At 66.3% G+C, this 22,758-nt stretch carries 23 protein-coding genes; 9 read left to right on the forward strand and 14 right to left on the reverse strand.

Annotated features, from left to right (window positions below; all coding sequences use genetic code 11):
* Window positions 1–3 precede the first annotated feature (3 nt).
* Complete coding sequence (yjgA, locus tag HW932_RS09355; protein ID WP_176976224.1) at window positions 4–525, forward strand: ribosome biogenesis factor YjgA; 522 nt, start codon at window positions 4–6, stop codon at window positions 523–525.
* Window positions 526–549: 24 nt separating this feature from the next.
* On the opposite strand, the gene HW932_RS09360 is transcribed toward yjgA, so the two are convergent.
* Window positions 550–2,271, reverse strand: coding sequence for a 7TM diverse intracellular signaling domain-containing protein (locus HW932_RS09360; RefSeq protein ID WP_343047133.1), 1,722 nt, complete (start codon window positions 2,269–2,271; stop codon window positions 550–552).
* Between the two features lie 130 nt (window positions 2,272–2,401).
* On the opposite strand from HW932_RS09360, the gene HW932_RS09365 reads away from it, so the two are divergent.
* The gene (locus tag HW932_RS09365) at window positions 2,402–2,659 is read left to right on the forward strand and encodes a hypothetical protein (protein WP_176976226.1); all 258 of its coding nucleotides are present in this window, start codon (window positions 2,402–2,404) and stop codon (window positions 2,657–2,659) included.
* Here the strand turns inward: HW932_RS09365 and HW932_RS09370 are convergent.
* The gene (locus tag HW932_RS09370; protein ID WP_176976227.1) at window positions 2,656–4,089 is read right to left on the reverse strand and encodes an RNA-guided endonuclease InsQ/TnpB family protein; all 1,434 of its coding nucleotides are present in this window, start codon (window positions 4,087–4,089) and stop codon (window positions 2,656–2,658) included. The two genes, HW932_RS09365 and HW932_RS09370, sit on opposite strands and share 4 nt — an antisense overlap.
* A 38-nt stretch (window positions 4,090–4,127) precedes the next feature.
* Between HW932_RS09370 and tnpA the strand changes: the two genes are divergently transcribed.
* Window positions 4,128–4,565: an IS200/IS605 family transposase gene (gene tnpA, locus HW932_RS09375; RefSeq protein ID WP_176976228.1), complete on the forward strand. Its 438-nt coding sequence runs from the start codon at window positions 4,128–4,130 to the stop codon at window positions 4,563–4,565.
* Window positions 4,566–4,818: 253 nt separating this feature from the next.
* Here tnpA and HW932_RS09380 read toward each other — a convergent pair whose 3' ends face one another.
* Window positions 4,819–5,919 (reverse strand): NADH:flavin oxidoreductase/NADH oxidase, encoded by a 1,101-nt coding sequence (locus HW932_RS09380; RefSeq protein ID WP_176976229.1) that lies wholly within the window; start codon window positions 5,917–5,919, stop codon window positions 4,819–4,821.
* A gap of 55 nt (window positions 5,920–5,974) precedes the next feature.
* Entirely contained in the window at window positions 5,975–6,775 is an 801-nt protein-coding gene (locus tag HW932_RS09385) for an inositol monophosphatase family protein (protein ID WP_176976230.1), read from the reverse strand.
* A gap of 77 nt (window positions 6,776–6,852) precedes the next feature.
* Between HW932_RS09385 and HW932_RS09390 the strand changes: the two genes are divergently transcribed.
* The 4 genes from HW932_RS09390 (at window position 6,853) to HW932_RS09405 (ending at window position 9,596) form a co-directional block, all read left to right on the forward strand.
* Complete coding sequence (locus HW932_RS09390; RefSeq protein WP_246296747.1) at window positions 6,853–7,635, forward strand: RNA methyltransferase; 783 nt, start codon at window positions 6,853–6,855, stop codon at window positions 7,633–7,635.
* A gap of 23 nt (window positions 7,636–7,658) precedes the next feature.
* A complete protein-coding gene (gene cysE, locus HW932_RS09395; RefSeq protein ID WP_176976231.1) occupies window positions 7,659–8,471 on the forward strand; it encodes a serine O-acetyltransferase in 813 nt (270 codons plus the stop codon).
* 61 nt (window positions 8,472–8,532) lie between these two features.
* Entirely contained in the window at window positions 8,533–9,015 is a 483-nt protein-coding gene (gene iscR, locus HW932_RS09400; protein ID WP_176976232.1) for a Fe-S cluster assembly transcriptional regulator IscR, read from the forward strand.
* A gap of 38 nt (window positions 9,016–9,053) precedes the next feature.
* Window positions 9,054–9,596, forward strand: a complete 543-nt coding sequence (locus HW932_RS09405) for an iron-sulfur cluster co-chaperone HscB C-terminal domain-containing protein (RefSeq protein ID WP_343047138.1) — start codon at window positions 9,054–9,056, stop codon at window positions 9,594–9,596.
* Between the two features lie 22 nt (window positions 9,597–9,618).
* Here the strand turns inward: HW932_RS09405 and HW932_RS09410 are convergent, their stop codons facing one another.
* On the reverse strand, window positions 9,619–10,056 hold the full coding sequence (locus tag HW932_RS09410; RefSeq protein ID WP_176976234.1) for a rhodanese-like domain-containing protein: 438 nt from the start codon (window positions 10,054–10,056) through the stop codon (window positions 9,619–9,621).
* Window positions 10,057–10,377: 321 nt separating this feature from the next.
* Here HW932_RS09410 and HW932_RS09415 point away from each other — a divergent pair, with 321 nt between their 5' ends.
* Entirely contained in the window at window positions 10,378–11,319 is a 942-nt protein-coding gene (locus HW932_RS09415; protein WP_222932302.1) for a lysophospholipid acyltransferase family protein, read from the forward strand.
* Here HW932_RS09415 and HW932_RS09420 read toward each other — a convergent pair.
* The 9 genes from HW932_RS09420 to HW932_RS09460 form a co-directional block, all read right to left on the reverse strand.
* Window positions 11,310–11,738 carry a rhodanese-like domain-containing protein gene (locus HW932_RS09420; RefSeq protein WP_176976236.1) on the reverse strand — a complete coding sequence of 143 codons (429 nt, stop codon included), beginning with the start codon at window positions 11,736–11,738 and terminating at the stop codon, window positions 11,310–11,312. The genes HW932_RS09415 and HW932_RS09420 overlap by 10 nt on opposite strands.
* An 83-nt stretch (window positions 11,739–11,821) precedes the next feature.
* Window positions 11,822–12,880: a thioredoxin family protein gene (locus tag HW932_RS09425; protein WP_176976237.1), complete on the reverse strand. Its 1,059-nt coding sequence runs from the start codon at window positions 12,878–12,880 to the stop codon at window positions 11,822–11,824.
* Between the two features lie 7 nt (window positions 12,881–12,887).
* A complete protein-coding gene (gene mutM, locus HW932_RS09430) occupies window positions 12,888–13,757 on the reverse strand; it encodes a bifunctional DNA-formamidopyrimidine glycosylase/DNA-(apurinic or apyrimidinic site) lyase (RefSeq protein ID WP_176976238.1) in 870 nt (289 codons plus the stop codon).
* The gene (locus tag HW932_RS09435; protein WP_176976239.1) at window positions 13,757–14,932 is read right to left on the reverse strand and encodes a DUF4340 domain-containing protein; all 1,176 of its coding nucleotides are present in this window, start codon (window positions 14,930–14,932) and stop codon (window positions 13,757–13,759) included. The genes mutM and HW932_RS09435 overlap by 1 nt, the downstream gene beginning before the upstream one ends.
* Window positions 14,929–16,302 carry a GldG family protein gene (locus tag HW932_RS09440; protein ID WP_176976240.1) on the reverse strand — a complete coding sequence of 458 codons (1,374 nt, stop codon included), beginning with the start codon at window positions 16,300–16,302 and terminating at the stop codon, window positions 14,929–14,931. The genes HW932_RS09435 and HW932_RS09440 overlap by 4 nt, the downstream gene beginning before the upstream one ends.
* Window positions 16,299–17,036, reverse strand: coding sequence for an ABC transporter permease (locus HW932_RS09445; protein WP_176976241.1), 738 nt, complete (start codon window positions 17,034–17,036; stop codon window positions 16,299–16,301). The genes HW932_RS09440 and HW932_RS09445 overlap by 4 nt, the downstream gene beginning before the upstream one ends.
* Complete coding sequence (locus HW932_RS09450) at window positions 17,033–17,950, reverse strand: ABC transporter ATP-binding protein (RefSeq protein ID WP_176976242.1); 918 nt, start codon at window positions 17,948–17,950, stop codon at window positions 17,033–17,035. The genes HW932_RS09445 and HW932_RS09450 overlap by 4 nt, the downstream gene beginning before the upstream one ends.
* Window positions 17,951–18,031: 81 nt before the next feature.
* Window positions 18,032–19,888, reverse strand: a complete 1,857-nt coding sequence (locus HW932_RS09455; protein ID WP_176976243.1) for a nucleoside-diphosphate sugar epimerase/dehydratase — start codon at window positions 19,886–19,888, stop codon at window positions 18,032–18,034.
* A complete protein-coding gene (locus HW932_RS09460; RefSeq protein ID WP_176976244.1) occupies window positions 19,885–20,229 on the reverse strand; it encodes a hypothetical protein in 345 nt (114 codons plus the stop codon). Before HW932_RS09460 ends, HW932_RS09455 begins: the two co-directional genes overlap by 4 nt.
* 453 nt (window positions 20,230–20,682) lie before the next feature.
* Between HW932_RS09460 and HW932_RS09465 the strand changes: the two genes are divergently transcribed.
* A complete protein-coding gene (locus HW932_RS09465; RefSeq protein WP_176976245.1) occupies window positions 20,683–22,683 on the forward strand; it encodes a DEAD/DEAH box helicase in 2,001 nt (666 codons plus the stop codon).
* The last annotated feature ends 75 nt before the right edge of the window (window positions 22,684–22,758 follow it).

Raw genomic sequence — 22,758 nt, forward strand, 5'->3', positions numbered from 1 at the left:
TGAATGCAATTACACGATGATGAGTTGGAATACGACGATGAGGACGATCAGCCGCAAGGCCCGAGCAAGAGCCAGATCAAGCGCGACAAGCTAGCGCTCCAGGCGCTCGCCGAGCGGATGGCGTCGATGCCGCGCCATGAGCTGGAGCGGCTCAATCTCAGCGAGGCGACCTGGGTCGCACTCGACGAGACGCCGCGCATCAAGGATCTGCGCGCGCGCAAGCGTCACTGGAAGCGCATCGCCAATCTGCTCGAACGCGAGGACATGGAAGCCGTCCATGTGCTGATCGACGGTGCCGAGGAGCGCGAGCGTACCGCCACCGCGCACCATCATGCGCTGGAGCGCTGGCGCGAACGTCTGATCACCGAAGGCGATGGGGCCGTGACCGAATTCATCGAAGCCTGCCCGGAAGTCGACCGCCAGCAATTGCGCGCCCTGGTCCGCGCCGCTCAGCGCGACACCGAACGCGGCAAGCCGGATGCGCCGCGCAAGCTGTTCCGGTTCCTGCGCGACTCCCTGGACTGATCGACCCAAGGACGCGCCGGAGGGTCAGCCGGCGGCTGGAGGCTCGACCGGGTGGCCATGGCGGTCGCCGCCGTAATACCAGCGGTTGCGGCCGTCCTGCTTCGATCGATACATGGCCTGGTCGGCGACTTGCAACAGGCGGGCGAAGTGATGCCCATCCCTGGGCGCCAGGGCGATGCCGATACTCGCGCCGATGCGGGCCTCGCCGGCTGGCGTCGGTATGGCGGCGGCCAGACTCGTCAGCAGTTTCGACGCCACGGCTCCGGCGTCGGTCGGCTGGGTGACGCCCCGCAGGACCAGCACGAACTCATCCCCGCCGATACGCGCCACGATATCGCCCTCGGCGCGTACCAGAGCCTGCATCCGCTCGGCGACCGCGATCAACACGGCATCGCCGGCCTCATGCCCCAGTTGGTCGTTGACCGGCTTGAAGCGGTCGAGGTCCACGACCATCAGCGCATGGGGGATCTGTCGATCCCGTAGCTCCTCGACCCTTCGCGACAGCCCATCGCGGTTGAACAGTCCGGTCAGCGGATCGGTCTCGGCCCGCTGCTGGGCCTGCTGCTTCTCCTGCCGCAGCAATTCGATCCGCTGTGCCAGGGCGAGCGAGAACAGCATCACTTCCAGTGACACGCCCATCTGGAACGCATGCTCGGTCCAGAGTGCATCCGGGGCGATCCCGAGCGCACGTGCCAGGGTGACGAGCGCGCCGGCCAGCGGGGCGAACTGGGCGAGCAGGAACAACCGCGCCGGTCGATAACCGCGCCACAGAACGCGCAGCGTCGCGACGAAGACCAGCAGCGTCATGGTGGTGCCGACCCAGAACGCCAGTTGATTCCCCAGCGTGTATTGGCCGGCGATCGCCAGGGCGATCATGCCCAGCGCGGCCAGCATGATCCCGCGCAATGCAAGATCGAGCCACGGCGTCTGTCCGGGCATATCGAGAAAGCGACGCGCCCACCAGGACAGGGCGATGAAATGCAGCGCGGGCATCAGGACATGCTGGTAATCGGCCAGCCAGAGATTCGTCGGCCAGAGGTACTGGTAGGCGTGGCCGTTGAGTTCGAGAATGACCACCAGCGAGGTCAGGCCGGCGAGCACATAGACGCCATAGAGCGAATCGCGCAACACACTCCAGAGAACCGCGTTGTAGATCAGCATCCCGAGGATGAGACCGTAGCTGATGCCCAGCCAGAGGTTTTCATGCGCCATGCGCTCGCGTAACGACTGCGGCCCCCACAGCCTGACGGGAACCGCCAGGCTGTCGCCGGTCGCCACGCGCAGATAGAGGCTGTAGGTGCCGGGACCGGGCAGTTCGAGCGGAAAGAGGAACAGTCGATGTGCGAGCGGGCGCTCGGCAAAGGGTTGGTGATCGCCCGAGCGCGTCATCCGGTAACGGCCATCGGTCTCCGGGACATAGAGACGCAGATCGTCCAGTGACGGCAGAGCCACCTCCAGCCACCAGTGGCCGTCGCCCGGCTTCAAGGCCCCGGCGTGCTCGTGCACGTCGAGCTTCAGCCAGATCACATCACGGGTGAATCCAAAGCCGGCTTGTCCCGCGAGCGGCGTGAAGGGGCGTTCGCGTATCTGGTCGAAGTCCAGTCGACCGCCGGGGTCGCGCAACACGGAGAGATAGCCCTCGGTGCGCTGGCCTTGGGGGCGATCCTCCAGCACCAGGGGGGCGGACAGGGCATCACTCAGCCAAAGCGTCGTCAGCACCAACACGGTCGCGATTTTGTACAACACCTGGCTTTTCATCGTTGTTTTCGGTCTTTGCGCGACAGGGGCCGGCAAGCGTGACGCAGGGAACAACGATGATAGGGGATGTGGCGTCGTTTGTGATGAGCGACGGTTCAACGGCGGTCTGGATGCCCTGGTGCTTCACTTCGGCGGTGAGGTGGCCGAGCCGACACCAGCTGCACCCCCGCCGGCACCGGAACCGGCGCGGCTGTCGCTCGAAAAGCGCGTCGAACAGCAGGCACCGCAACTGGTCAGTCTGGTGAAGACGGCGCGGCTGAGTCTGGGGAAGCAGGGATTGCAGGGACTGCGTGCGCGGGTCGGCCTGGTGCTCGATGCCAGCGGCTTGATGGGGCGTCAGTACAAGAGCGGGCGCGATGAAGTCTCCCACCGCTAAAGCCTTTGGCTTGTAGCACGGGGTTCCTGCTTCGTCGAACGCGGCGCGGTCGTGTTACCACGACCGCGTCTGAGCGCGTTCTCAACAGGCGTTTGCGGGATCAATCCCGCCGGTTCGGCCTCTCCCGGACCTACCGTCGTGCGCTTGAGCGCACAGCGTTTCTTGGGTTTTTCGACCACCTGTCCGTCTGCCACCAATCGTGCGCCGCGCGCCGCGATGACCTGCGCGGCATTGTGGTCGGCGTGGGCGTGATGGGCGCAGGCTTGGCAGACAAACCGCGCCTGACTGGGGCGGTTGTCCGGGTGAATGTGCCCACAGCGGGCGCATTCCTGCGAGGAATAGGCGGGCGGCACCTCCACCACCAGCTTGCCAGCACGGGCGGCCTTGTAGTGGAGGATCGTTTTGAACTGTCCCCAGCCGGAGGCGAGGATCGAGCGGTTGAGGCCGGATTTGGCCTTGGCGTTGTTCGGTAGATAGTGCCCAGGGCGTTCGGGATCGGGCTTGGGCGTAGCCCGCCGGGTCATCGACTGCACGCGCAGCGCCTCAAGGGCGTAGACCTGATAGCGCGGGTCATCGACCAGCACGCGCGTCGCCTTGTGCGCCAGATCCCGGCGCACGTCCGAGGCGTAGCGGTAGGTGCGCGCGACCTGCGCACGGGCCTTGGCGTGGTTTTGGCCGCCTTGGCGGCGCCGGGCGAGCTTGCGCTGCCAGCGTTTGCGGCGACGCTCCTTTTGGGCCAGACGCTGTTGCTGTGCCGGGGAGGCGACGAGGCGCTGCCCGTCGCTGGTCATCACCGGCGTGGCCACGCCGCGATCCAGGCCCACGGTGGCCGCCTGGAGTTGATCGATCGGCAACCGCTGCAAGCGTTCAGCGATGGCCGTCTCGCTTGGCGTCTCCGTGGCGGTCTCATTGGAAAAGCTGACATGCCAGCGTCCCGCGTCGAGACTGATGTGCAGCGAGGCCGGCGGCTCAAAGGCGCGGTGCGCGGTGAAGGCCAGTTTGCCGACGGGGAACTTGCCACAGCCGATCAGGAGCCGGTAGTGGCCGGGAGCCGCCTCGATCGGCTCGAACGCGAACAGTTCGCGCGTCAGCCACACCGATTGACGGCCATGGCGGGTCTTGATCGTGGGCCGACCGCCAAGCCCTTTGAAAAAGCGCTGGTAGGCCTGCTTCCAGCGGACCGCCCCGTTGCGCAAGACCACAGCCGGCACGTCGGCCAGAAACGGCGTCAGGTCGGTCTTGAACTGGGCGTAGGTCTGATCGATCGGGATCGGCGTGCCGGTGAGGGCGAGCGCCGACGCGGCAAAGCGGCGGAAATAGCGGTCCTCGCCCACCTTGGCGTTGTAGATGAAGCGCTGGCAGCCGATCCACTGGCGCAAAATCTGCGCCTGGTCTTCGGTGGGATAGCAGCGAAAGCGAAAGCCGTCCATGTCGGCTATAATACCCCCAAAACGCATTAGGCCGCAAGATGGATAACGCCAACAGATCAAGCTCTCACGCCGTTTTTAACCTTAAGCTGCATGTCGTTTTCGTGACCAAGTACCGGCGTCCGACCCTGAACCCGGAGCTACTGGCGTACCTGGAATCGGCCTTCGCGGAAATCCTGGCCGGCTGGCGATGTCGGCTCCTGGAGTTCGGCGGCGAGGCCGACCATGTGCATCTGCTCATCGACATCCATCCGGCGCTGGACATCTCGGTGCTGATCAACAACCTCAAGACGGCGAGCGCCCGGCGGGCGCGCAACCGCTTCGGCGAACACCTGGCGGGGTTCTATCGCAAGCCGCTGTTCTGGCACCGGGCCTATTTTGTCGCCAGCGTCGGCGATGCCTCCCTGGAAACAGTGCGCGCCTATGTGCAATCCCAGGGCACCGAGGAACATGCGCGCAAAAGCGCGCGGCGTGCTTGACGCCCTGTTGGCTTCGCCTAAGAAGGGGAATGCGCACGCAATTCGTTCAGGCTGGCCATCAGTGAGGCACCTCTTGCGATTGAGTGGGCGGTACGGTCGGAGACGGTCAGCGAACGCATGGCGAGTGCGCGGCACCGTCTTCCGTCGTCGCCCATTTCACGCCGCTGCTGTGTCGCAAGTGGGGCAGGAAGTGACAAGCTTTGTGGTTTTCGATGAGGCGGACAGTCCGTGTCGCCCGCCTCACCCGCGCGACTCAAGCACTCGGCCGATACTTCTCCAGCCAGTGCGCATAGGGTGCCGGCAATACCCAGGACGCCTTGTCTTCGTTCAGCGCCAGGGCCGCCTGATAGGGCCAGTGCGGATTGGCCAGATGCGCGCGTCCGACCATCACCAGATCCATCTGTTGCTGCTCGATGACGCGGTTGCAGGTCGCGGGCGCATCGATGCCCCAGGCCGAAGCGACCGGCAGCTCGGCTTCCCGGCGAACGCGCTCGGCGATGGGGGCCAGAAACGCCGGTCCCCAGGGGATCTGGGCGGTGGGCGTGGAAAACCCGACGCTGACGCTCAGCAGATCCAGACCGCCACGCCGCCAGTCGCGCACCAGTTCGATCGACTCGGCGAGCGTCTCCTCGTCGCGTCCGTCGAACTCGATGACGCCGAAGCGGGCCGTCAGCGGCAGGCGTTCCGGCCAGACCTCACGCACGGCCGCCAGGGTCTCGCGCAGGAAACGGCCGCGTCCGGCAGCGTCGCCGCCGTAATCGTCGGTACGCTGGTTGGAGTGGACGGAGAAGAAGCTTTGTCCCAAATAGCCGTGGGCAAAGTGCAGTTCGAGCCACTCGAATCCGGCCTCGCAGGCACGTTTGGCGGCGGCCACGAAGTCGCCACGAACGCGGTCGATCTCTTCTTGGCTCATAGCCTTGGGTACGCGCGGCAGATTGGCGCCGAAGGCAATGGCCGATGGTGCCAGCGGTGTCCAGCCACGCGGATCCCCTTCGGGGATGTGGTCATCGCCATCCCAAGGGCGATTGGCGCTGGCCTTGCGTCCGGCATGGCCGATCTGAATCCCCGGAACCGCGCCACTGGCCTTGATCGTGGCTGCGATGCGCGCCAAGCCTTCAGCCTGTGTCTCGTTCCAGAGTCCGAGGCACGCCGGGGTGATGCGACCCTCCGGGGCCACGGCGGTCGCCTCGACGATCACCAGCCCGGCTCCACCGCGCGCCAGACTCGCGTAATGGACTTGATGCCAATCGTTGGTGAGGCCGTTCTCGGCACTGTACTGGCACATCGGCGGGACGGCGATGCGGTTACGCAGCGTGATGTCCTTGAGCTTGAAGCTGGAGAAGAGTGCGGACATGGTGAGTTCCTGCGTGGTGTATGAACGGGAGCAAGACGAAGCTGGAGTGTCTGGCTCAAGCCTTGAGCTGATCGTTCAGACACGGCTGGATCAGGTCCAGCATGGCGCGATGCACCCGCAGATTGCCGGCGACCAGATTGCCGGTGTCGAGGAAGCGTTCACCGCCTGCCAGATCGGTCACGGTGCCGCCCGCCTCCTTGATGAGCAGCGCACCCGCCGCGCAGTCCCAGGGCGAGAGTCCCAGCTCCCAGAACCCATCCGTGCGCCCGGCCGCCACATAGGCCAGATCGAGCGAGGCCGAGCCGGGACGGCGCAGTCCGGCCGTGGCCAGGGTCATGGCCTTGAACATGCCGAGATAGGCGTCGATGTGGCGCTGGTCGCGGAACGGAAAGCCGGTGCCGATCAGCGCCCCGTCGAGCGACTGACGATTGGCCACCCGGATCTTGCGATCGTTGAGCTGAGCGCCCTGACCGCGCGCGGCGGTGAACAGCTCCTCGCGCAGCGGATCATAGACCACGCCGCATTCGAGCTGCCCCTTGTGCAGCAGGGCGATGGAGACGGCGAACTGCGGAAAGCCGTGCAAATAGTTGGTGGTGCCGTCGAGCGGGTCGATGATCCACTGGAAGTCGCTCTTGCCGGCCTGCTCGCCGCTCTCCTCGGCCAGGATGGCGTGGCTGGGGAAGCGCCCGCGCAGCTCCTGGACGATGGCCGCCTCGGCGGCGCGGTCGACGTCGCTGACGAAGTCGTTGCGGCTCTTGGTCTCGACCTTGAGCTGATCGACCCGGTCGGAGAAACGCAGGATGATCTTGCCGGCACTGCGGGCGGCACGGATGGCGATATTGAGGCTTGGGTGCATCGGTTGCGGGATATCCGGGACGGTCGCTGTATCATAGTCGGATCGAAACAGCGAGAGACTTGATGATTGAGTCGCCCATGATAGACCAAATGACCGAGTCGCTGGCGCGAATCCGTTTCGTGCTGGTCGAGACGACACACAGCGGCAACATCGGCGCGGTGGCGCGAGCGATGAAGACTATGGGGTTGTCGCGCCTGGAGCTGGTCGCCCCGCGTCAGCGGCCCGACGCCGAGGCCCTGGCCCGTGCCTCCGGGGCCGATGACCTGCTCGAACGCGCCGGCATCCACGAGAATCTGACCGATGCCCTGGCCGGCTGCCGGCTGGTCGTCGGCGCCAGCGCGCGGCTGCGCTCGATCGAGTGGCCGCTGCTGGAGCCGCCCGAGTGCGCGGCGCGTCTGCTCGCCGAGGCCGGCGAGGGCGAGGTGGCCCTGATGCTGGGACGCGAGAGTTCCGGCCTGACCAACGACGAGTTGGCGCGCTGTCACTTCCTGGTCCATATCCCGACCAACCCGGACTTCAGTTCGCTCAACGTCGCCGCCGCCGCCCAAGTGCTTGCCTATGAGATCCGCCGCGCGGCCCGTCTGGCAGCCGGTGAGCGACTGACCGAGACCCCGCGCGACCTGGCCACCGCCGAGGCGATGGAAGGTTTCTACACCCATCTGACCGAGACGCTGGTCCGGATCGGCTTCAGCGACCCCGAGCAGTCGCGCACGCTCACCCGCCGCCTGCGCCGCCTCTTCAACCGCGCCCGGCCCGACCGGGTCGAACTCAACATCCTGCGCGGCATCCTCAGCGCCGCCCAGGGGCGCAAGACCCCTGAACGCTTCGCCCGTTCGGACGAGGCCCCGCAACCGGATTGAACCCACGAGGTATCGGGACATCCATGTTCGATCGCATCCGAGAAGACATCCTCTGCGTCTTCGACCGTGACCCAGCCGCGCGCAACGCCTTCGAGATCCTCACCACCTATCCGGGGCTGCACGCCGTCATGGTGCACCGCCTCGCCCATCGGCTCTGGCGGCGCGACTTCAAGTGGCCAGCGCGACTGCTCTCGAACGTCGCGCGCCTGTTCACCGGCATCGAGATCCATCCGGGCGCGGTGATCGGGCGGCGCTTCTTCATCGACCATGGCATGGGCGTGGTCATCGGCGAGACGGCCGTCATCGGCGACGACTGCACGCTCTATCACGGCGTCACCCTCGGCGGGACGAGCTGGCAGAAGGGCAAGCGTCATCCGACGCTCGGGCGTGACGTGGTGGTCGGCGCCGGGGCCAAGGTGCTCGGCCCGATCGAGATCGGCGACGGGGCGCGCATCGGCTCCAATGCGGTGGTGGTCAAATCGGTCCCGGCCGGGGCGACCGCCGTCGGCGTACCCGGACGCATCATCGAGCCCGAGCGCGACGCGACCACACGCCGCCGCGCCGACACCGCCAAGCGCATCGGCTTCGACGCCTATGGCGCCACGCGCGACGCGCCCGACCCAGTCGCCAATGCCATCAACCGGATGCTCGATCACATCCACCACATGGACCAGCGGCTCGAATCCATGTCGCGCATCCTGGAGCGGCATGGACTCATGACGCACTTCGACCACGATGGCGATCTGGACGCCGTGGCGATCGAGCCGGCGACCCAGCCCGACCTCACCCGATCGGATAGCCCGCCGACGGATGACCCGACAGGCGCTAGGGGATAATTGATCGTCCTGCTTGGGTAACGTATGATGCCGCACGTACGTCACGCAAGAGAGGTTGCCCGTGAGACTGACGACCAAAGGCCGCTATGCCGTCACCGCGATGCTGGATCTGGCCATCCATCAGGGGCAGGGTCCGATCGCCCTGGCCGACATCGCCCAGCGGCAGGGGATCTCGCTCTCCTATCTCGAACAACTCTTCGCCAAGCTGCGCAAGCGCGGACTGGTGACGAGCGTGCGCGGTCCGGGCGGCGGCTACAATCTGGCCCGAACGCCGGCCGAGATCCATGTCGCCGAGGTGATCGGCGCCGTCGACGAGAGCGTGGACACGACCCGCTGCGGCGGGGCACACAACTGTCAGAACAACGGACCCTGTCTGACCCACGATCTCTGGCACGACCTGAGCGATCGTATCTACGATTACCTCAACCAGATCGATCTTCAGACCCTGGTCGACCAGCGCGACAGCCTGGGGCAGCGTCCGCCGACCACCTGCGCGGCGGTCGACGTCAAGCTCGACGTCCAGCGGATTCGCCTCGGCGCCTGAGCACCTTTGGTCCGGATGATCCGGCGACGGCACGAGCCGTGTTGAACTCACAGAAAAACTACTTCGAACTCTTCGACCTGCCGGTCGGCTTCGCGCTCGACTCCGGGGTGCTGGCCGAGCGCTATCGCGCCCTGGTGCGCGCGGTGCGGGCCGACTTCCTCAGCGACGAGGAAGACGAGACCACCCGTTCGCTGGCACGCATCGATCTGGCCTATCAGACACTGACCGAGCCGCTGGCGCGTGCCGAGTATCTCTTCCGGCTCTATGGCGTGGAGGGGACCGAGACCGGCGGCGACGACGACCCGGCGAGCACCACGCTCGTCGAGGAGATGGAGCGCCAGGAGGCTCTGGTCGCGGCCACCAACCGTTCCGATCCGGGCGCGGCCCTGTCCGAGGTGCTGACCCGTCTGGCCGAGCGCGGCGCGGCGCTCGACAAGGAACTGCACCAACTCTTCGCCGATCCCACGCCGCACAATCTGAGCGCTGCGCGCGAGGTCGTGCGTCAGCTCCAGGGACTCGCCCGCTGCCGGCGCGAGACCGAGGAGCGACAGGCCGAACGGCTCAGGCCGCGTCCGGCCTGAGTCCGGACCGGACGCGGTCGGGCTAGCACTGTTCCCAGGGCAGTCCGTGGAAACGCCAACCGCCGAGGGTGCTGCGATGGTGCTGCTCGTCGAGTTCGCCCTCGAATCCCTCGTCGATGTGGAACACCGACTTGAAGCCCTCGCGGATCAAGGCCCGGCCGGCTTCCAGCGAGCGCTTGCCGCTGCGGCAGATGAGGATGATCGGTGCGCAGCCCTGGCGCTGCTCGCAGACCGCGCCGCCGAGCACCAGCTTGCGGATCTCGGTGACGAAGTCGGGGTTGACCACCCAGTCGGGTTCGTCGATCCAGGGGACATGGACTGCGCCCTTGGGGTGCCCGACGAACAGGAACTCCATGGACGAGCGGATATCGACCAGGATGGCCTGCGGATGGGATTCGATCATTTCGAAGGCTTCGCGGGGCGAGAGGCCGGTCGGCAGGTCTTCGGTCGTGGTGCTCATATGGTGTGAGGCCTCGTTTTGGTGGTTGGTGATCGTCTGGTTGTTATCGTGCCGTGCCGGCTCATGCCGGTCAGTGGACCGTCTGGAGCCGAGTCTTCAGTGTAACCATTGCACGCCGTCTGTCATCACGAGCACCCTGGCGGGTGACTTGAATTTATCTATTGAATCGATGAAAACAAACCGCGCCACTCGGATTTCGAGGGAGCGGTGGGAGCGATTGCCTTGACTCGCCAAGCGAAGCGGGACTCCAACCAGGGTAAGGGGGCCGGGGATGTGTCACGTCCCGGACAGGCGCTCAAGGAGCGTGGATTGCGTGGGCTGATGCGGATGATGGCGCATCTGCCGTTGCCGCTGATTCATCGGCTGGGCGCCGTCGTGGGCTGGATCGTGGCGCGCTGGCCGAATCGGCAGCGACGCAATGCGCTGCTCAACATCGCGCTCTGCTTTCCGGAACTGACGGCTGAAGAACAGCGGCGTCTGCGCGACCGCAATCTCGGCGAGTTCGGCAAGACCTATCTGGAGATCGCTTATCTCTGGCTGCGGCCGGTCGATCATGTCCTGTCGCTGGTGCGCGAGGTGCGCGGGGCCGAATGGCTCGAACGCCGGCCGGGGCAGGGCCTGATCGTGCTCTCACCCCATCATGGCGCCTGGGAGCTGGCCGGACTCTATCTGGCGGCCCAGGGACGCACGGCCATCTTCTACAAGCCGCAGCGCTATCTCGACGATCTGATCCGCGAGTCGCGCGCGCGCACCGGCGCGGATCTGGCGCCCATCACGGCGCGCGGAATCCGGGTGCTGGTCGAGGCGCTGGAGCGGGGGGATTGCGTCGGCATCCTGCCCGATCAGGAGCCGAAAGCGGACAAGGGAGCGGTCTTTGCGCCCTTCTTCGGGATACCGGCCTTCAGCATGCTACTGGTCAACCGTCTGGCGCGGCGCACCGGCGCGCCCGTGATCTTCCTGTTCGCCGAGCGGCTGGCCGACGGGAGCGGGTTCGTCATCCACTGTCTACCGGCCCCCGAGGGCATCGACAGCGAGGACGACGGCGTGGCGGCCGCGGCACTCAATCGCGGCATCGAGCAGTGCGTGCGCGTCTGTCCCGAGCAGTATCTCTGGCCCTACAAGCGCTTTCGTCGTCGCCCGGAGGGCCTGCCCAAGGTCTATACCGGACCGCTCGACGATGGGCACGCGCTCGAACAGGCGCGCCGCGTGCGCGAGGCCCTGAAGACGCCTCAGGACATCGCGCCCGCGTCGGATCAGACGTAGCGCGCCTCGCGCTTGACGGGCAGGCCGGCGGACTCCCAGCCGGCGAAACCGCCGGCCAGACTCAGGACATCCTTGTAGCCCATCATTTGCAGGACGGCGGCGCCCATGGCCGAGCGTCCGCCCGTGGCGCAATAGAGCACGACCGGGCGCTCACGCGCTGCTGCCAGTTCCGGCATGTGCTTGGAGTAGGCGGGATCGGCCGCAGCCTCCAGGATGCCGCGCGGCACGAGCAGGGCGCCTTCGATATGTCCCTGCTCGTGTTCGGAGGACTCGCGCACGTCGACGATCAGAGGATCCGACCGCCGCGCGTCGAGCGTCTGGCTCAACGCCTCGGGCGCGATCTCCTGAATGCGCGATTTGGCCGAGGCCACGAAATCCATGAGGCCCACGGGTCGCTCCGGGTTGAAACTGCTGTACATCGATACCTCGTTTATCCGAAATGTATATTAGCGTTGGCTAACGGATTGTTTCAGATCATGAGGGTCGTTGTCAAAAGTTGACTTCAATCGTCGGCGATATGGACGTCCTGACCGGCCGCGAGCCGTTCGGCGGTCTTGGCGTTGATGTAATCAAAGGGGCTGTCCGGATACGTTTGATAGTGCCGCTGGCCGACGTATTCCAGAATTCCGATGAAGTGATAGCGGTAGAGCTCGTTGGCGATACGGGCGATCTCACGACCCTGGTCATAGAGCACCAGGGTTGGGCGGTAGTCGACGTCCAGCTCGTCGGCGAAGGCGCGCGCAGTGGTCTGGCGTCCGTCGGGCGTGGTTATGGGCGTGTCGGCCTGTGCGTCGAGCCGGACCAGGACGAAAGGCGCCAGGGCGGCATCGACCTCGGGGGCGGCCAGATGACCGTCGTGCAGGGCGTTGCAGGCCGCCGCGCACTGGGCATCCTCGAACAGCACGGCGAGCGGCTGATCCTTGACCGTGCTCAGGTCCGTGATGGACTGGAGGCGCGGATGCGGGCGGAAACCGTAATCGCTCGCGCCGTCGGCCGCGATGAACTCGGCCAGGGTCTGCTTTTCGTAGGCGCGCGTGGCCACATAATCGAGCACGCGCTTGAAGTCCGTGGCGTTGCGATAGCCATCGACCCGCGCGACCGGCTCGCCGCCGGCGTTCAGGAAGATGACGGTTGGGGTGTAACGCACCCCGAGCTGACGGGCGACCTCCTTTTCGGGCAGGCTGGTCTCGGCATCCAGCGCCACCTCGCGATCGCCCTGGACATTGAGCACGATGACGTCGAATTTCTCCTGGATGAAGTCGCGATAGGGCGCCTGAGCGAAGTTCTCCTCGACCATGCGCGCGCAATAGGGGCAGCCGTTCATCTCCAGCAGCAGGATCACATGCTTGCCGCGCTGTGTCGCTTCGTCGATGTCCTCGTCGATGTCGAGGAAGCTGTCCTTGAACCAGTCCGGGTGGACCGATTGGCGCGTGCCGAGGATCTTGCCGGCAGGTGTGGCTTGTTCGGTCTGCGCCGTGTTCTCGCTCGCCTGAGCCAGCAGCGGTAGGGAGAGCAGGGCGCCCAGCGACAGGGCGAGGATTCGGGATCTGTGTTTGGACATGGTCTATTCACTCCTCATCGAAGAATGCGGCTGATCCGGCGTCGATCGCTTGTGGCTGACAGTGCGGACAATGGAAACTCGATCGCTGTCCGATCTTCTGCTGCCGGATGAGTGTGCCGCAGATCCGGCAGGATTCGCCCGCGCGCCCATAGACCCGCAGCGACTGAGCGAAATAGCCCGGAGCACCGGACTCGTTGACGAAGTCGCGCAGCGTGGTGCCGCCCTGCTCGATGGATGCCCTGAGCACCAGTCGGATCGTCTCGGCCAGGCGTTCGTAGCCGCCCTGATCGATCCGGTTGCAGGCGCGCGCCGGATGCAGACCGGCGAGAAACAGCGATTCACTGGCGTAGATGTTGCCGACACCCACCACGACCGCCGAGTCCATGATGAACGACTTGACGGCGACCCGGCGTGAGCGGCTCGAACGATAGAGATGTTCGCCGGTGAAGTCGTTCTCCAGCGGTTCCGGTCCCAGCCTGCACAACAGCGGATGCTCGACGAGCGCGATCTCGGGCGACATCGATATCCAGAGAAAGATCCCGAACCGGCGCGGATCGTGAAAGCGCAGGATTCCGCCGTCCGAGAGTATCAGATCGAGATGATCGTGAGTTCGGGGCGGACTCCCGGCCGTGACGACGCGCAGACTGCCCGACATGCCCAGATGCACCAGCAGGCTGCCGTGCTCCAGCCCGATCAACAGATATTTGCTCCGCCGTCTCAGGGAGCGGATCGTTTGACCGGCGACCCGTTCGGGCATCTCGGGCGGGATCGGCTGGCGCAGACGCGGATTGCGCACGATCAGGCGTGCGATTCGGCGACCTTCCAGATGGGGCCGGATGCCGCGCAGCGTGGTCTCGACCTCGGGTAATTCCGGCATCAGTTGGCTGGATCGCTGTACATGGCCGGATCGGGCGCGAAGGGATCCTGACCGAAACCGCTGGGTGCGATCTTGTCCGGCTCGCCCGGTAGTGGAAACTCGGAGCTGGCCGGTTCGGCGTCCGGAACCTCGACGGGTATGGCTTGGCCGTCCGGGGTCAGGCGGACCACGGGCGGTTTGCCCGTCAGCCCATCGGCCGGAACGAGGCGTTCCGGAGTCGCCGCAAAGGGCTCGTCCGGCTGAGCGAAGGCATCGGACGCCATCGGTTCGTCCGATGGGGCTGGATCCATCGTCGGTCCGAACGGTGGCGAGTCCATGACCGGCGGTATGGACGGGCTTTGTACGGACGCGGGTGATCCGCCGAACGGGGACGGTATGGAGGCTTCGGGTTGAGGCTCCGGCGGCGTGGGGTCGACCGCGTTCGGATCGAGCGTCAGCTCGGGCGCATCGGTCAGGACATAGAGCAGCCGCTGGTCGAGCCGCGCCCAGCGGCGCCGGTCTTCCGAGATCAGGAAGCGCAGCGTGGTCCCATCAGCCGACTTGAGCGCGACCGGCTCGCCGCTCGGCGTCTCGGCCAGGATCTCGACGCGCTCGGCGTGCAGACCCACCAGATCGTTCAGGGTCTCGGGTGTGAGCGGGATGCCGCCCAGCCGCCCGAAGACCGGCCCGAATCCGCGCGGCACCAGTTGCGGCGAGACATAGTGGATGGGCGGCGCGATCAGCAGATGATGGAAGCGATCCTGGATCAGATGCACCAGTCCCTCGCCTGCGACATAGCGCATCCGACCGACCGGGTCCGTATCGCCGAACTGGAGTTCACGTGCGTCCAGACGCAGTCGGAGCCGCGCCGGCGAGAGTCCGAGTTCGCGCAGGTCGACAGTCTGAGCCGGGAAGCTGCGTTCGACCGGGGCCTCCAACAGACCGAGCAATTGAGTGACGCGACCGTTGTCAGCGTCCACCTGGAAGGGCGTCTCCAGACGCCAGCCGATCGCGGTCTGAAGCAGGGTGATAGTCGGCTCGCCCGTCCGATCGATCTCGACGCGATAGAGATCGGCGGCGGCCAGATCGGTCAGGGTCGGGACGACGTGCGCGCGCTGGAGTTCGGCGCGGATCAGCAGACCGAGCGCGACCAGGAGGATCGCCAATGCCCCATTGACCAGCCAGCGTCCGCTCATCGGCCCCTCCAGCGCCACCAGCGCATCCCCAGACCGCCGATCAGGAACACGCCCGGCAGCAGCACCAGCGCCCCCAGACCGATCAGGGTCCGGTGCCGTTCGTCCAACTCCAACGGCTCGGCCGCCGTCGGCGGGGGCGGGAGTTCGGGCAGATCCTCGCCCTCGCTCAGCCAGCGCAGCAGCGCCAGACCGAGCGCGCGATTGCCCTGAAGACCGAACTGGGCGTTGGACAGCAAATCACCGTCGCCCACCGCCACCAGACGCTGCTCACGCTCGCGCTCGGGGAGCGTGCGCGTGAGCGCCAGCACGACCGGCAATGGACCGGCGCGCTCGCCGATCACCTCGTCGCGCGTGAGCGGGCCGCTGAGTGTGCCGGTCTCGTTCCAGCTCTCGGCGCGGCTGGTCAGATAGGTCGCCAGCGCCCAGCCCGGCGCGACCTGGGTCTCGAAGGCCAGGGCGCCGGGCAGCAGCGCCGGTGCAGCGAGCCCTTCGGTCAGCGGGTGCGGTGCATAGTCGTCGATCACCGCTGCGGCGGTCGTCCCGAATCCGAGCCGCTCGGCTTCGGGATCGACCACCTGGCCGGGCAGGACGGCGAGACCCAGATGCTCCAGCAGGGGTTCGAGACCGCTCGGCGGACCAGGGTCCATCAGCCACAGCAGATGACCGCCGCGATCGAGGAAGTCGATCAACGCCTCGATCTCGCCGGGAAAAAGCGGCAGTCGGGGCTGGCTGAGCACCACCAGCCGCGTGTTGTCCGGGACGGCGCTGGTGGTGGCCAGATCCAGCGGACGCGCGATCAGGCCTAGTTCGAGCAGCTCGCGTCCCAGCCGGCCCAGATCCGTGTCGCGCTCACCCGCGATGGCGCGCTCGCCATGCCCCTCGATGATCGCCACCCAGGCATGGCGCGGACGGGTCAGGCGCGCGATGGCCGCCGAGATCGACCGCTCGCCGATCTCGGCCAGGGTTTCGCGTCGCCCCCGGTATTCGAGCAGGATCTGACCCTGGAGCGAGACCTCGGCCTCGCGTGCCTGCTCGGGGAAGCGTCGCGGATCCAGATAGCGGATCTCCAACTCGGGATATTCGTGCGCGTAACGCTCCAGGAGTTGGCCGATCATCCTGGCCAGCGGTGTCTGCGGATCGGCGAAGACGGTCAGACGCAGTGGCGCCTCCAGCCGTTCGAGGATGGCGCGGCTCTCGCGGGTCAGCCGATGGCTCTCGGACTGGGTCCAGTCCCAAATCCGGTCGTGTCGCGCCACCAGCCAGCCGGCGGTGACGACACAGCCCAGCAGCAGAAGGGCGAAGAGCGTGTCGGCGAGCGCGCGCTCGAAGCGGTGGACGAGGACTCGGATCGCCTGTGCGCGCGTCTTCATTGCAGTCGCCGATTGGCCAGATGCCGGTGGGCCAGGGCCAGGAAGAAGCCCGTGAAGAAGAGGAAATAAGCCAGGTCGCTCAGACGCACGGCCCCGAGCAGGAAGCGGAACAGATGCTCGTTCCAGGACAGCCAGCCGAAGAGCGAGAGCGTCTGGGCGGTGAGCGACTCGGCGCGTCCGATGATCGAGAACAGCAGCAGGAGGCCGAAGGCGATCAACACCGCCGCGCCCGGCTGTTCGGTGAGACTGGAGGCTTGGAGGCCAATGGCGCCGAAGAACAGGGCCGCGAGCCACAGACCCAGGGTAGCCGCCGCGACCTGACCGAGATCGAGCGTGGCCGCGCCGCTCAAGAGCGCCAGATTGGCCGCCGGCAGCAGACAGAGCGGGGTGATCAGGACCGCCAGTGCGATGAACTTGCCGAGCAGGATCTCGATCAGGCGGGCCGGAGCGGCGGCGAGCAGGTCATAGCCGCCGTCGCGAAACTCCGCGCTCAGCATCCGCATGGCCAGCAGCGGCGCGGCGAACATGGCGAGCACGGCGGCGAATCCGAACAGGTTCACACACAGCTCCTGGGTGAGCGAGGCCGAACGCTCCCCGGCATCCAGAGCGCTGAAGTCCTCGACGACCTGGAGGAAGATCCAGGCCAGGACCACCTGCCCCACGCCCAGCAGCACCCAGAGCAGCGGCGTCACCAGTCCGCTGCGGATCTCGCGCGCGGCGATGGTCCCGATCATGCGTGTTCCTCCGCGCCGATGAGATCGAAGAAGGTTCGCTCCAGATCACTGCGCTCGGGCGTCAGCTCGAACAGTTCCAGACCCGCCAGCAGGATGGCGCGCGCCAGATCGGCCGAAGTCGCCTCGGCGCGCAGATCGACCTGGAACTGATTCGGCCCGATGGCGAGCGCGCCGGCGACCGGCGCCAGATCGTTCAGATGCATGACATGGGTCTCGCCGCCCAGACGCACCCGCCAGAGATTGGTCGGACGTGCCGTGCGTGTCTCGGCATCGAAGCGCACCCGTCCCTGATGCAGGATCATCACCCGATCGCACACCGACTGGACCTCGGGCAACAGATGGCTGGAGAGGATGATGCCGCTGTCCTGCGCCAGATCGCGGATGAGTCCGCGCAGTTCGCGCATCTGCACCGGGTCGAGTCCCTCGGTCGGCTCGTCGAGGATCAGGAGCGGCGGGCGGTGCAGGATCGCCTGGGCCAGACCGAGCCGCTGGCGGTAGCCTCGGGAGAGTTTGGCGATCAGCCGCCGGCCCTGATCCTCCAGGCCGCAGCGCTGTTTGGCGGTGGCGATGGCCTCGGGGATGGCGCGTCGGGGCAGACGGTGCAGATGGGCGCAATGGGTCAGATATTCGTCGACCCGCAGTTCGGGATGGAGCGGCGGGCGCTCGGGCAGATAGCCCAGATGGCGTTTGGCCGCCAGCGGTCGGCGCACCAGATCGAGACCGAGGATCTCGATGCGGCCCGAGGTTGGGGCGAGCAGTCCGCTCAGGAGCCGCAGACAGGTGGTCTTGCCCGCCCCGTTCGGCCCGAGCAACCCCAGTACCTGCCCGCGCTCCAGGCACAGATCGACGCCGGACAGGGCCGAATGGCGTCCGAAGTCGCGGCTGAGATCGGTGACGCGAAGGAGTGTCTCCATGGTCGCGCGAAGATAACCGGTCTCAGCCGTCTTGCCAAACCCTGAAATCCGGGATCTCCGGAGCCCACAGAGATCGGTCCGTCAATGATCGAGCGCTCGATCGTCGGCGGCCCCAATGGGAACCAAGCGCGTCAGCAGCGCCATGGCGCTGTGCTCGTTCTGTGCGTTCAGTGCGTCTTCCAGCTCACTGAGCGCCGTCGCGAGCACGCCGGTCTCCAGGGTCTCGGCACAGCGCGCGATGTGGATGCGTGGATGCGGCGTATCGGCGAAACCCTCGGTCGGATAGAACAGCTCCTCGTACAGCTTCTCACCCGGACGCAGGCCTGTGTATTCGATGCGAATGTCGCGTTCGGGTTCGCGTCCGGACAGCCGGATCATCTGCTCGGCCAGATAGCGGATCTTCACCGGCTCGCCCATGTCGAGCACGAAGGTCTCGCCGCCCCGACCGATCACGGCCGCCTGCATGATGAGCTGACAGGCCTCCGGAATGGTCATGAAGAAGCGCTCGATCTCGGGATGGGTCACGGTCAGCGGCCCGCCGCGCTCGATCTGCTGCTGGAAACGCGGCACCACGCTCCCGGCCGACCCCAGCACATTGCCGAAGCGCACCGTCATGAAGCGACAGGCCGAGCGCCGCTGCACATCCTGACAGATCAGCTCGGCGAAACGCTTGGTCGCGCCCATCACATTGGTCGGATTGACCGCCTTGTCGGTCGAGATCAGCACGAAACGCTCGCAGCCCCAGGCGTCGGCGGCGGCGGCGATGGTGCGCGTCCCCAGTACATTGTTGGCGAGCGCCGCCAGCACCTGATCCTGCAACAGCGGAACGTGCTTGTAGGCCGCGGCATGGAAGACCACGTCCGGACGCTGCCGTGCAAAGAGCCGATCGAGCGCCGTCGCATTGGCGACATCGATCAGATGACGCGACAAGGGCGGCGGCTCGGGTCCATCCAGCAACTCGGTCTCGATACGATAGAGGTTGTATTCGCTGTGGTCGATCAGGATGAGTCGGCTGGGGCGACAGCGGGCCAGTTGACGACAGAGTTCCGAGCCGATCGAACCACCCGCCCCGCTGACCAGGATCACGCGCCCGGCCAGCCCCCGTTCGACCGCGTCCCAGTCCAGGGTCACGGGATCGCGCCCCAATAGATCCTCGATCGAGACCGCCCGGAGCTGATTGACCGCCACGCGCCCGGCCATCAGCTCCTTGGTCTGGGGCACGGTGCGAAACGGGCGTCCGGCCGTCTCGCACAGTTCGACCAGTCGCTGCATCTGGTGCGCCGAGGCACTGGGCGCCGCCAGCAGGATGACATCGATGCCGAACAGTTCGACCAGACGCGGAATGTCGTCCGCCGTGCCCCGGATCGGGACGCCGTGCACCACGCCGCCCTGACGATGCGGTTTGTCGTCGACGAAGGCCACGGGCACATAGCCGCACTGCCGATCGCGCAACAGGTCGCGCACCAGCATCTCGCCGGCACGTCCGGCGCCGACGATCAGCACCCGCCGGCCGCCGCTGAAGTCCAGCCGCCGATCCTTCAGCCAGCGATAGAGCAGCCGCGGCCCGGCCAGCAGCATCAGCTGGAAGATCACGAACAGCACCGGCAGCGAGCGCGGCACATAGGCCATGCGGTTGAGCGCGAACAGCACGAACAGCAGCAGCGTGGTGCCGACCAGCACCGCCAGGGCGATGCGCACCAGGTCGTTCAGCGAGGCGAAGCGCCACACGCCCCGATAGAGGCCGAAGGCCCAGTAGACAGGGCCCATCACCAGCACCACCAGCGGCAGGGTGTCGACGGCCTCCTCGATGAACTCCGGCGGCACATAGCCCAGGTTGAAGCGCATCCAGTAGGCCAGACCCCAGGCCGCCGGGATCATCAGCATGTCATGCAGGAACACCAGCAGGCGCGAGCGGGCGCGTTGTAACCACAGGCTCATCGGGACGACAAAGCCTGTGCCGGATCGAGTCGTCGAGGCGACTGTCGCATCAGCGGATCACGCTCTTCGAGATCGCGGGTCGGGAAGGCATTGAGCCAGTAGTTGGACCGGGCGCCGTCCGGCTCGCGGATGAAGACGCGATCCCGGGTCGCGAACCAGACGGCATGGTGTTCGGCCAGGGCGTCGGGCCGGACCGGATGGCCGCAGGTGTGCATGGGCACGCAGGCGCGATCACGATCCGTAAAGCGCGGGGCATGGAGCGGGATGAAGTCCCGGGTCGCATAGCGCGCCCGGATCATGTCGACGAGTGCGTCGGCGAAAGTCTCGATATCCGTGTTCATATCCTGCACAGTACAACATCACATCCTGTCGTCGAGATAGCGCCCGGTGTCGCGGTGCTCGAAATCGGGCAGTCTGTCATGGAAGAGGCGACCCGTTCAGCGCGCGTCCAGAGTCCGTGGGCCTCGTCTTCCGTCGCGCAAGGATAGGGTTCATAGCCCTGGGCCGACAAGTACCGTTCGGCGATTTCGGCGAACTCGACCGAGCCGCAATCGGTGGCGAAGGTGCGGAAGTCGCCGTCGATATGCCTGACCTACGTCCAGTTATGGCTCCACGACACGTTTCAAGAAGGCCTGCTGGGCGCTGGGAAGGAGCGTGTTTTTGTCCAAAGTCCAGCTTGTGTAGTCGCGAGATTTTATTGATAATGCCCGGTTATTCCGCGACTCCCCTCTAGGCTGGCCGGTCGGCCTTCTCCAAGGGTTCGCCCTTACCTCCCTCCGAGAGGCCCCTCCATCATGGATACCCCAGACGAAACGAGCGTCGGCTTCGACGCGCTCGGTCTTTCACCCGTGATCGCGCAAGCGGTCCAGAACCTCGGCTACGAATCCCCGACGGCGATCCAGAGCCAGTGTATCCCGCATCTCTTGGCCGGTCGCGATCTGCTCGGCCAGGCCCAGACCGGCACCGGCAAGACCGCGGCCTTCGCCCTGCCGATGCTCAGCCGTCTCGATCCGGATCTGCGCAAACCTCAGGTGCTGGTGCTCACGCCCACGCGCGAACTGGCGCTCCAGGTCGCCGAAGCCTTCCAGCGCTATGCCACGGATCTCAAGGGCTTCAATGTCCTGCCCATCTATGGCGGTCAGGGCTACGGGCTGCAACTCTCGCAACTCAAGCGCAATCCACAGGTGATCGTCGGCACGCCGGGGCGGGTCATGGACCACATCCGTCGCGGCACCCTGGCGCTGGACGCGATCCGCGCCCTGGTGCTGGACGAGGCCGACGAGATGCTCAACATGGGCTTCGCCGAGGACATCGACTGGATCTTCGACCAGGCTCCTGCTGAACGTCAGGTCGCGCTGTTCTCGGCCACCATGCCGCCGGCCATCCGGCGCGTGGCTCAGACGCGACTGGTCGATCCGGTCGAGGTCAAGATCGCCGCCAATTCCGAGACGGTCGACACCATCGAGCAGCATCACTGCATCGTCACCCGCTTCCATAAGCTCGATGCGCTCACCCGCATCATGGAGCTGGAGCCGTTCGACGGGCTGCTGATCTTCGTGCGCACCAAGAACGCCACGACCGAACTGGCCGACAAGCTCAAGGCGCACGGTTTCGCCGCTGAGCCGCTCAATGGCGACATGAACCAGGAGATGCGCGAGCGCACCGTCGAGCGGCTCAAGCAGGGTCAGCTCGATGTGCTGGTCGCCACCGATGTCGCCGCGCGCGGTCTGGACGTCGAGCGCATCAGCCATGTGGTCAACTACGACATCCCGACCGATCCCTCGGCTTATGTGCACCGTATCGGTCGCACCGGACGCGCCGGACGCGCCGGACGGGCGATCCTGCTGGTCGAGCCGCGCGAGCGTGGGCTGCTCAAGTCGATCGAGCGCGTCATCCGGCGTCCGATCCCGTCGATGGAACCGCCCTCGGCCGCCGCGCTCAGCGAGTCGCGCATCGACCGCTTCGTCGACGAGATCCGTAAGGCCCAGTCGGAACAGGATCTGGATTTCTTCTATCGCCTGCTCGCCCGCATCAGTCAGGAGCAGGAGATCGAGATGCTGGACATCGCCGCCGCGCTGGCCTATCTCAATCAGCGTGAGCGGCCGTTGAACGTCAAGGAAGATCCGCCGCGCCCGCCCAAGCGCTTCGACGAGCGCGGCGAGCGTGGACGCGGGCGCGATGGGGATCGGCGTCAGGGCGGCTGGGAGGATCGTCCGCCGCGCCGCGAGCGTTTCGAGGAGCGCGACGGGAATCGCGACGAGCGCCGGCCGCGTTTCGATCGGGCCGAACGCTCGGAGCGTCCGGAGCGCCCCGAACGCGGTCAACCGCGCCGCGATGATGCCGACCTGACCAGCTACCGCATCGAGGTCGGCCATCAGCACGGCGTGAGTCCGCGCGAGATCGTCGGCGCCATCGCCAACGAATCCGGCCTGGAAGGGCGCTATATCGGCCGCATCGACATCCGTGACGATCACTCGGTCGTCGACCTGCCCAAGGGGATGCCGAACGAGGTCTTCCAGCATCTCAAGCGTGTCTATGTGCGCGGTCAGGCGCTGCGGATCACGCCGGCCGATGAGAGCGCCGGAGCCGGGCGGGGCGGAGCCTGGGAAGGACGCCGTGACTCGGGCCGCGACCGCTCGGGTCCGCCGCGCGAGCGTGAGGCGAGACCGCCGCGCGCCGGAGGCGACTTCCAGCGCCGTGACCGCGACGGCTATGCACCGCGCCGGCCGAGCTCGGGCAAGAGCAACGACGGCGGCAAGCGCGGTCCGGGCTCGGGACGTAAATTCCGCGATTGAGCAAGATCACTGGATAGTTGGCGGATTATTTGCTTCATCTTCGTGAACAACCCTCCTTGTATCGGAAGTCACGAA

This window comes from Allochromatium humboldtianum, assembly GCF_013385175.1.
GTDB lineage: Bacteria > Pseudomonadota > Gammaproteobacteria > Chromatiales > Chromatiaceae > Thermochromatium > Thermochromatium humboldtianum.

Bases quoted from the DNA above. Each gene is read 5' to 3' on its own strand.
- HW932_RS09455 (WP_176976243.1), bottom strand. From the start codon at position 19,888: ATGAGCCTGTGGTTACAACGCGCCCGCTCGCGCCTGCTGGTGTTCCTG.
- HW932_RS09370 (WP_176976227.1), bottom strand. From the start codon at position 4,089: ATGGACGGCTTTCGCTTTCGCTGCTATCCCACCGAAGACCAGGCGCAG.
- cysE (WP_176976231.1), top strand. From the start codon at position 7,659: ATGTTCGATCGCATCCGAGAAGACATCCTCTGCGTCTTCGACCGTGAC.
- HW932_RS09425 (WP_176976237.1), bottom strand. From the start codon at position 12,880: ATGTCCAAACACAGATCCCGAATCCTCGCCCTGTCGCTGGGCGCCCTG.
- mutM (WP_176976238.1), bottom strand. From the start codon at position 13,757: ATGCCGGAATTACCCGAGGTCGAGACCACGCTGCGCGGCATCCGGCCC.
- HW932_RS09465 (WP_176976245.1), top strand. From the start codon at position 20,683: ATGGATACCCCAGACGAAACGAGCGTCGGCTTCGACGCGCTCGGTCTT.
- HW932_RS09410 (WP_176976234.1), bottom strand. From the start codon at position 10,056: ATGAGCACCACGACCGAAGACCTGCCGACCGGCCTCTCGCCCCGCGAA.
- tnpA (WP_176976228.1), top strand. From the start codon at position 4,128: ATGGATAACGCCAACAGATCAAGCTCTCACGCCGTTTTTAACCTTAAG.
- yjgA (WP_176976224.1), top strand. From the start codon at position 4: ATGCAATTACACGATGATGAGTTGGAATACGACGATGAGGACGATCAG.
- HW932_RS09445 (WP_176976241.1), bottom strand. From the start codon at position 17,036: ATGATCGGGACCATCGCCGCGCGCGAGATCCGCAGCGGACTGGTGACG.
- HW932_RS09385 (WP_176976230.1), bottom strand. From the start codon at position 6,775: ATGCACCCAAGCCTCAATATCGCCATCCGTGCCGCCCGCAGTGCCGGC.
- HW932_RS09420 (WP_176976236.1), bottom strand. From the start codon at position 11,738: ATGTACAGCAGTTTCAACCCGGAGCGACCCGTGGGCCTCATGGATTTC.
- HW932_RS09450 (WP_176976242.1), bottom strand. From the start codon at position 17,950: ATGGAGACACTCCTTCGCGTCACCGATCTCAGCCGCGACTTCGGACGC.
- HW932_RS09380 (WP_176976229.1), bottom strand. From the start codon at position 5,919: ATGTCCGCACTCTTCTCCAGCTTCAAGCTCAAGGACATCACGCTGCGT.
- HW932_RS09440 (WP_176976240.1), bottom strand. From the start codon at position 16,302: ATGAAGACGCGCGCACAGGCGATCCGAGTCCTCGTCCACCGCTTCGAG.
- HW932_RS09460 (WP_176976244.1), bottom strand. From the start codon at position 20,229: ATGAACACGGATATCGAGACTTTCGCCGACGCACTCGTCGACATGATC.
- HW932_RS09435 (WP_176976239.1), bottom strand. From the start codon at position 14,932: ATGAGCGGACGCTGGCTGGTCAATGGGGCATTGGCGATCCTCCTGGTC.
- HW932_RS09415 (WP_222932302.1), top strand. From the start codon at position 10,378: ATGCGGATGATGGCGCATCTGCCGTTGCCGCTGATTCATCGGCTGGGC.
- HW932_RS09390 (WP_246296747.1), top strand. From the start codon at position 6,853: ATGATAGACCAAATGACCGAGTCGCTGGCGCGAATCCGTTTCGTGCTG.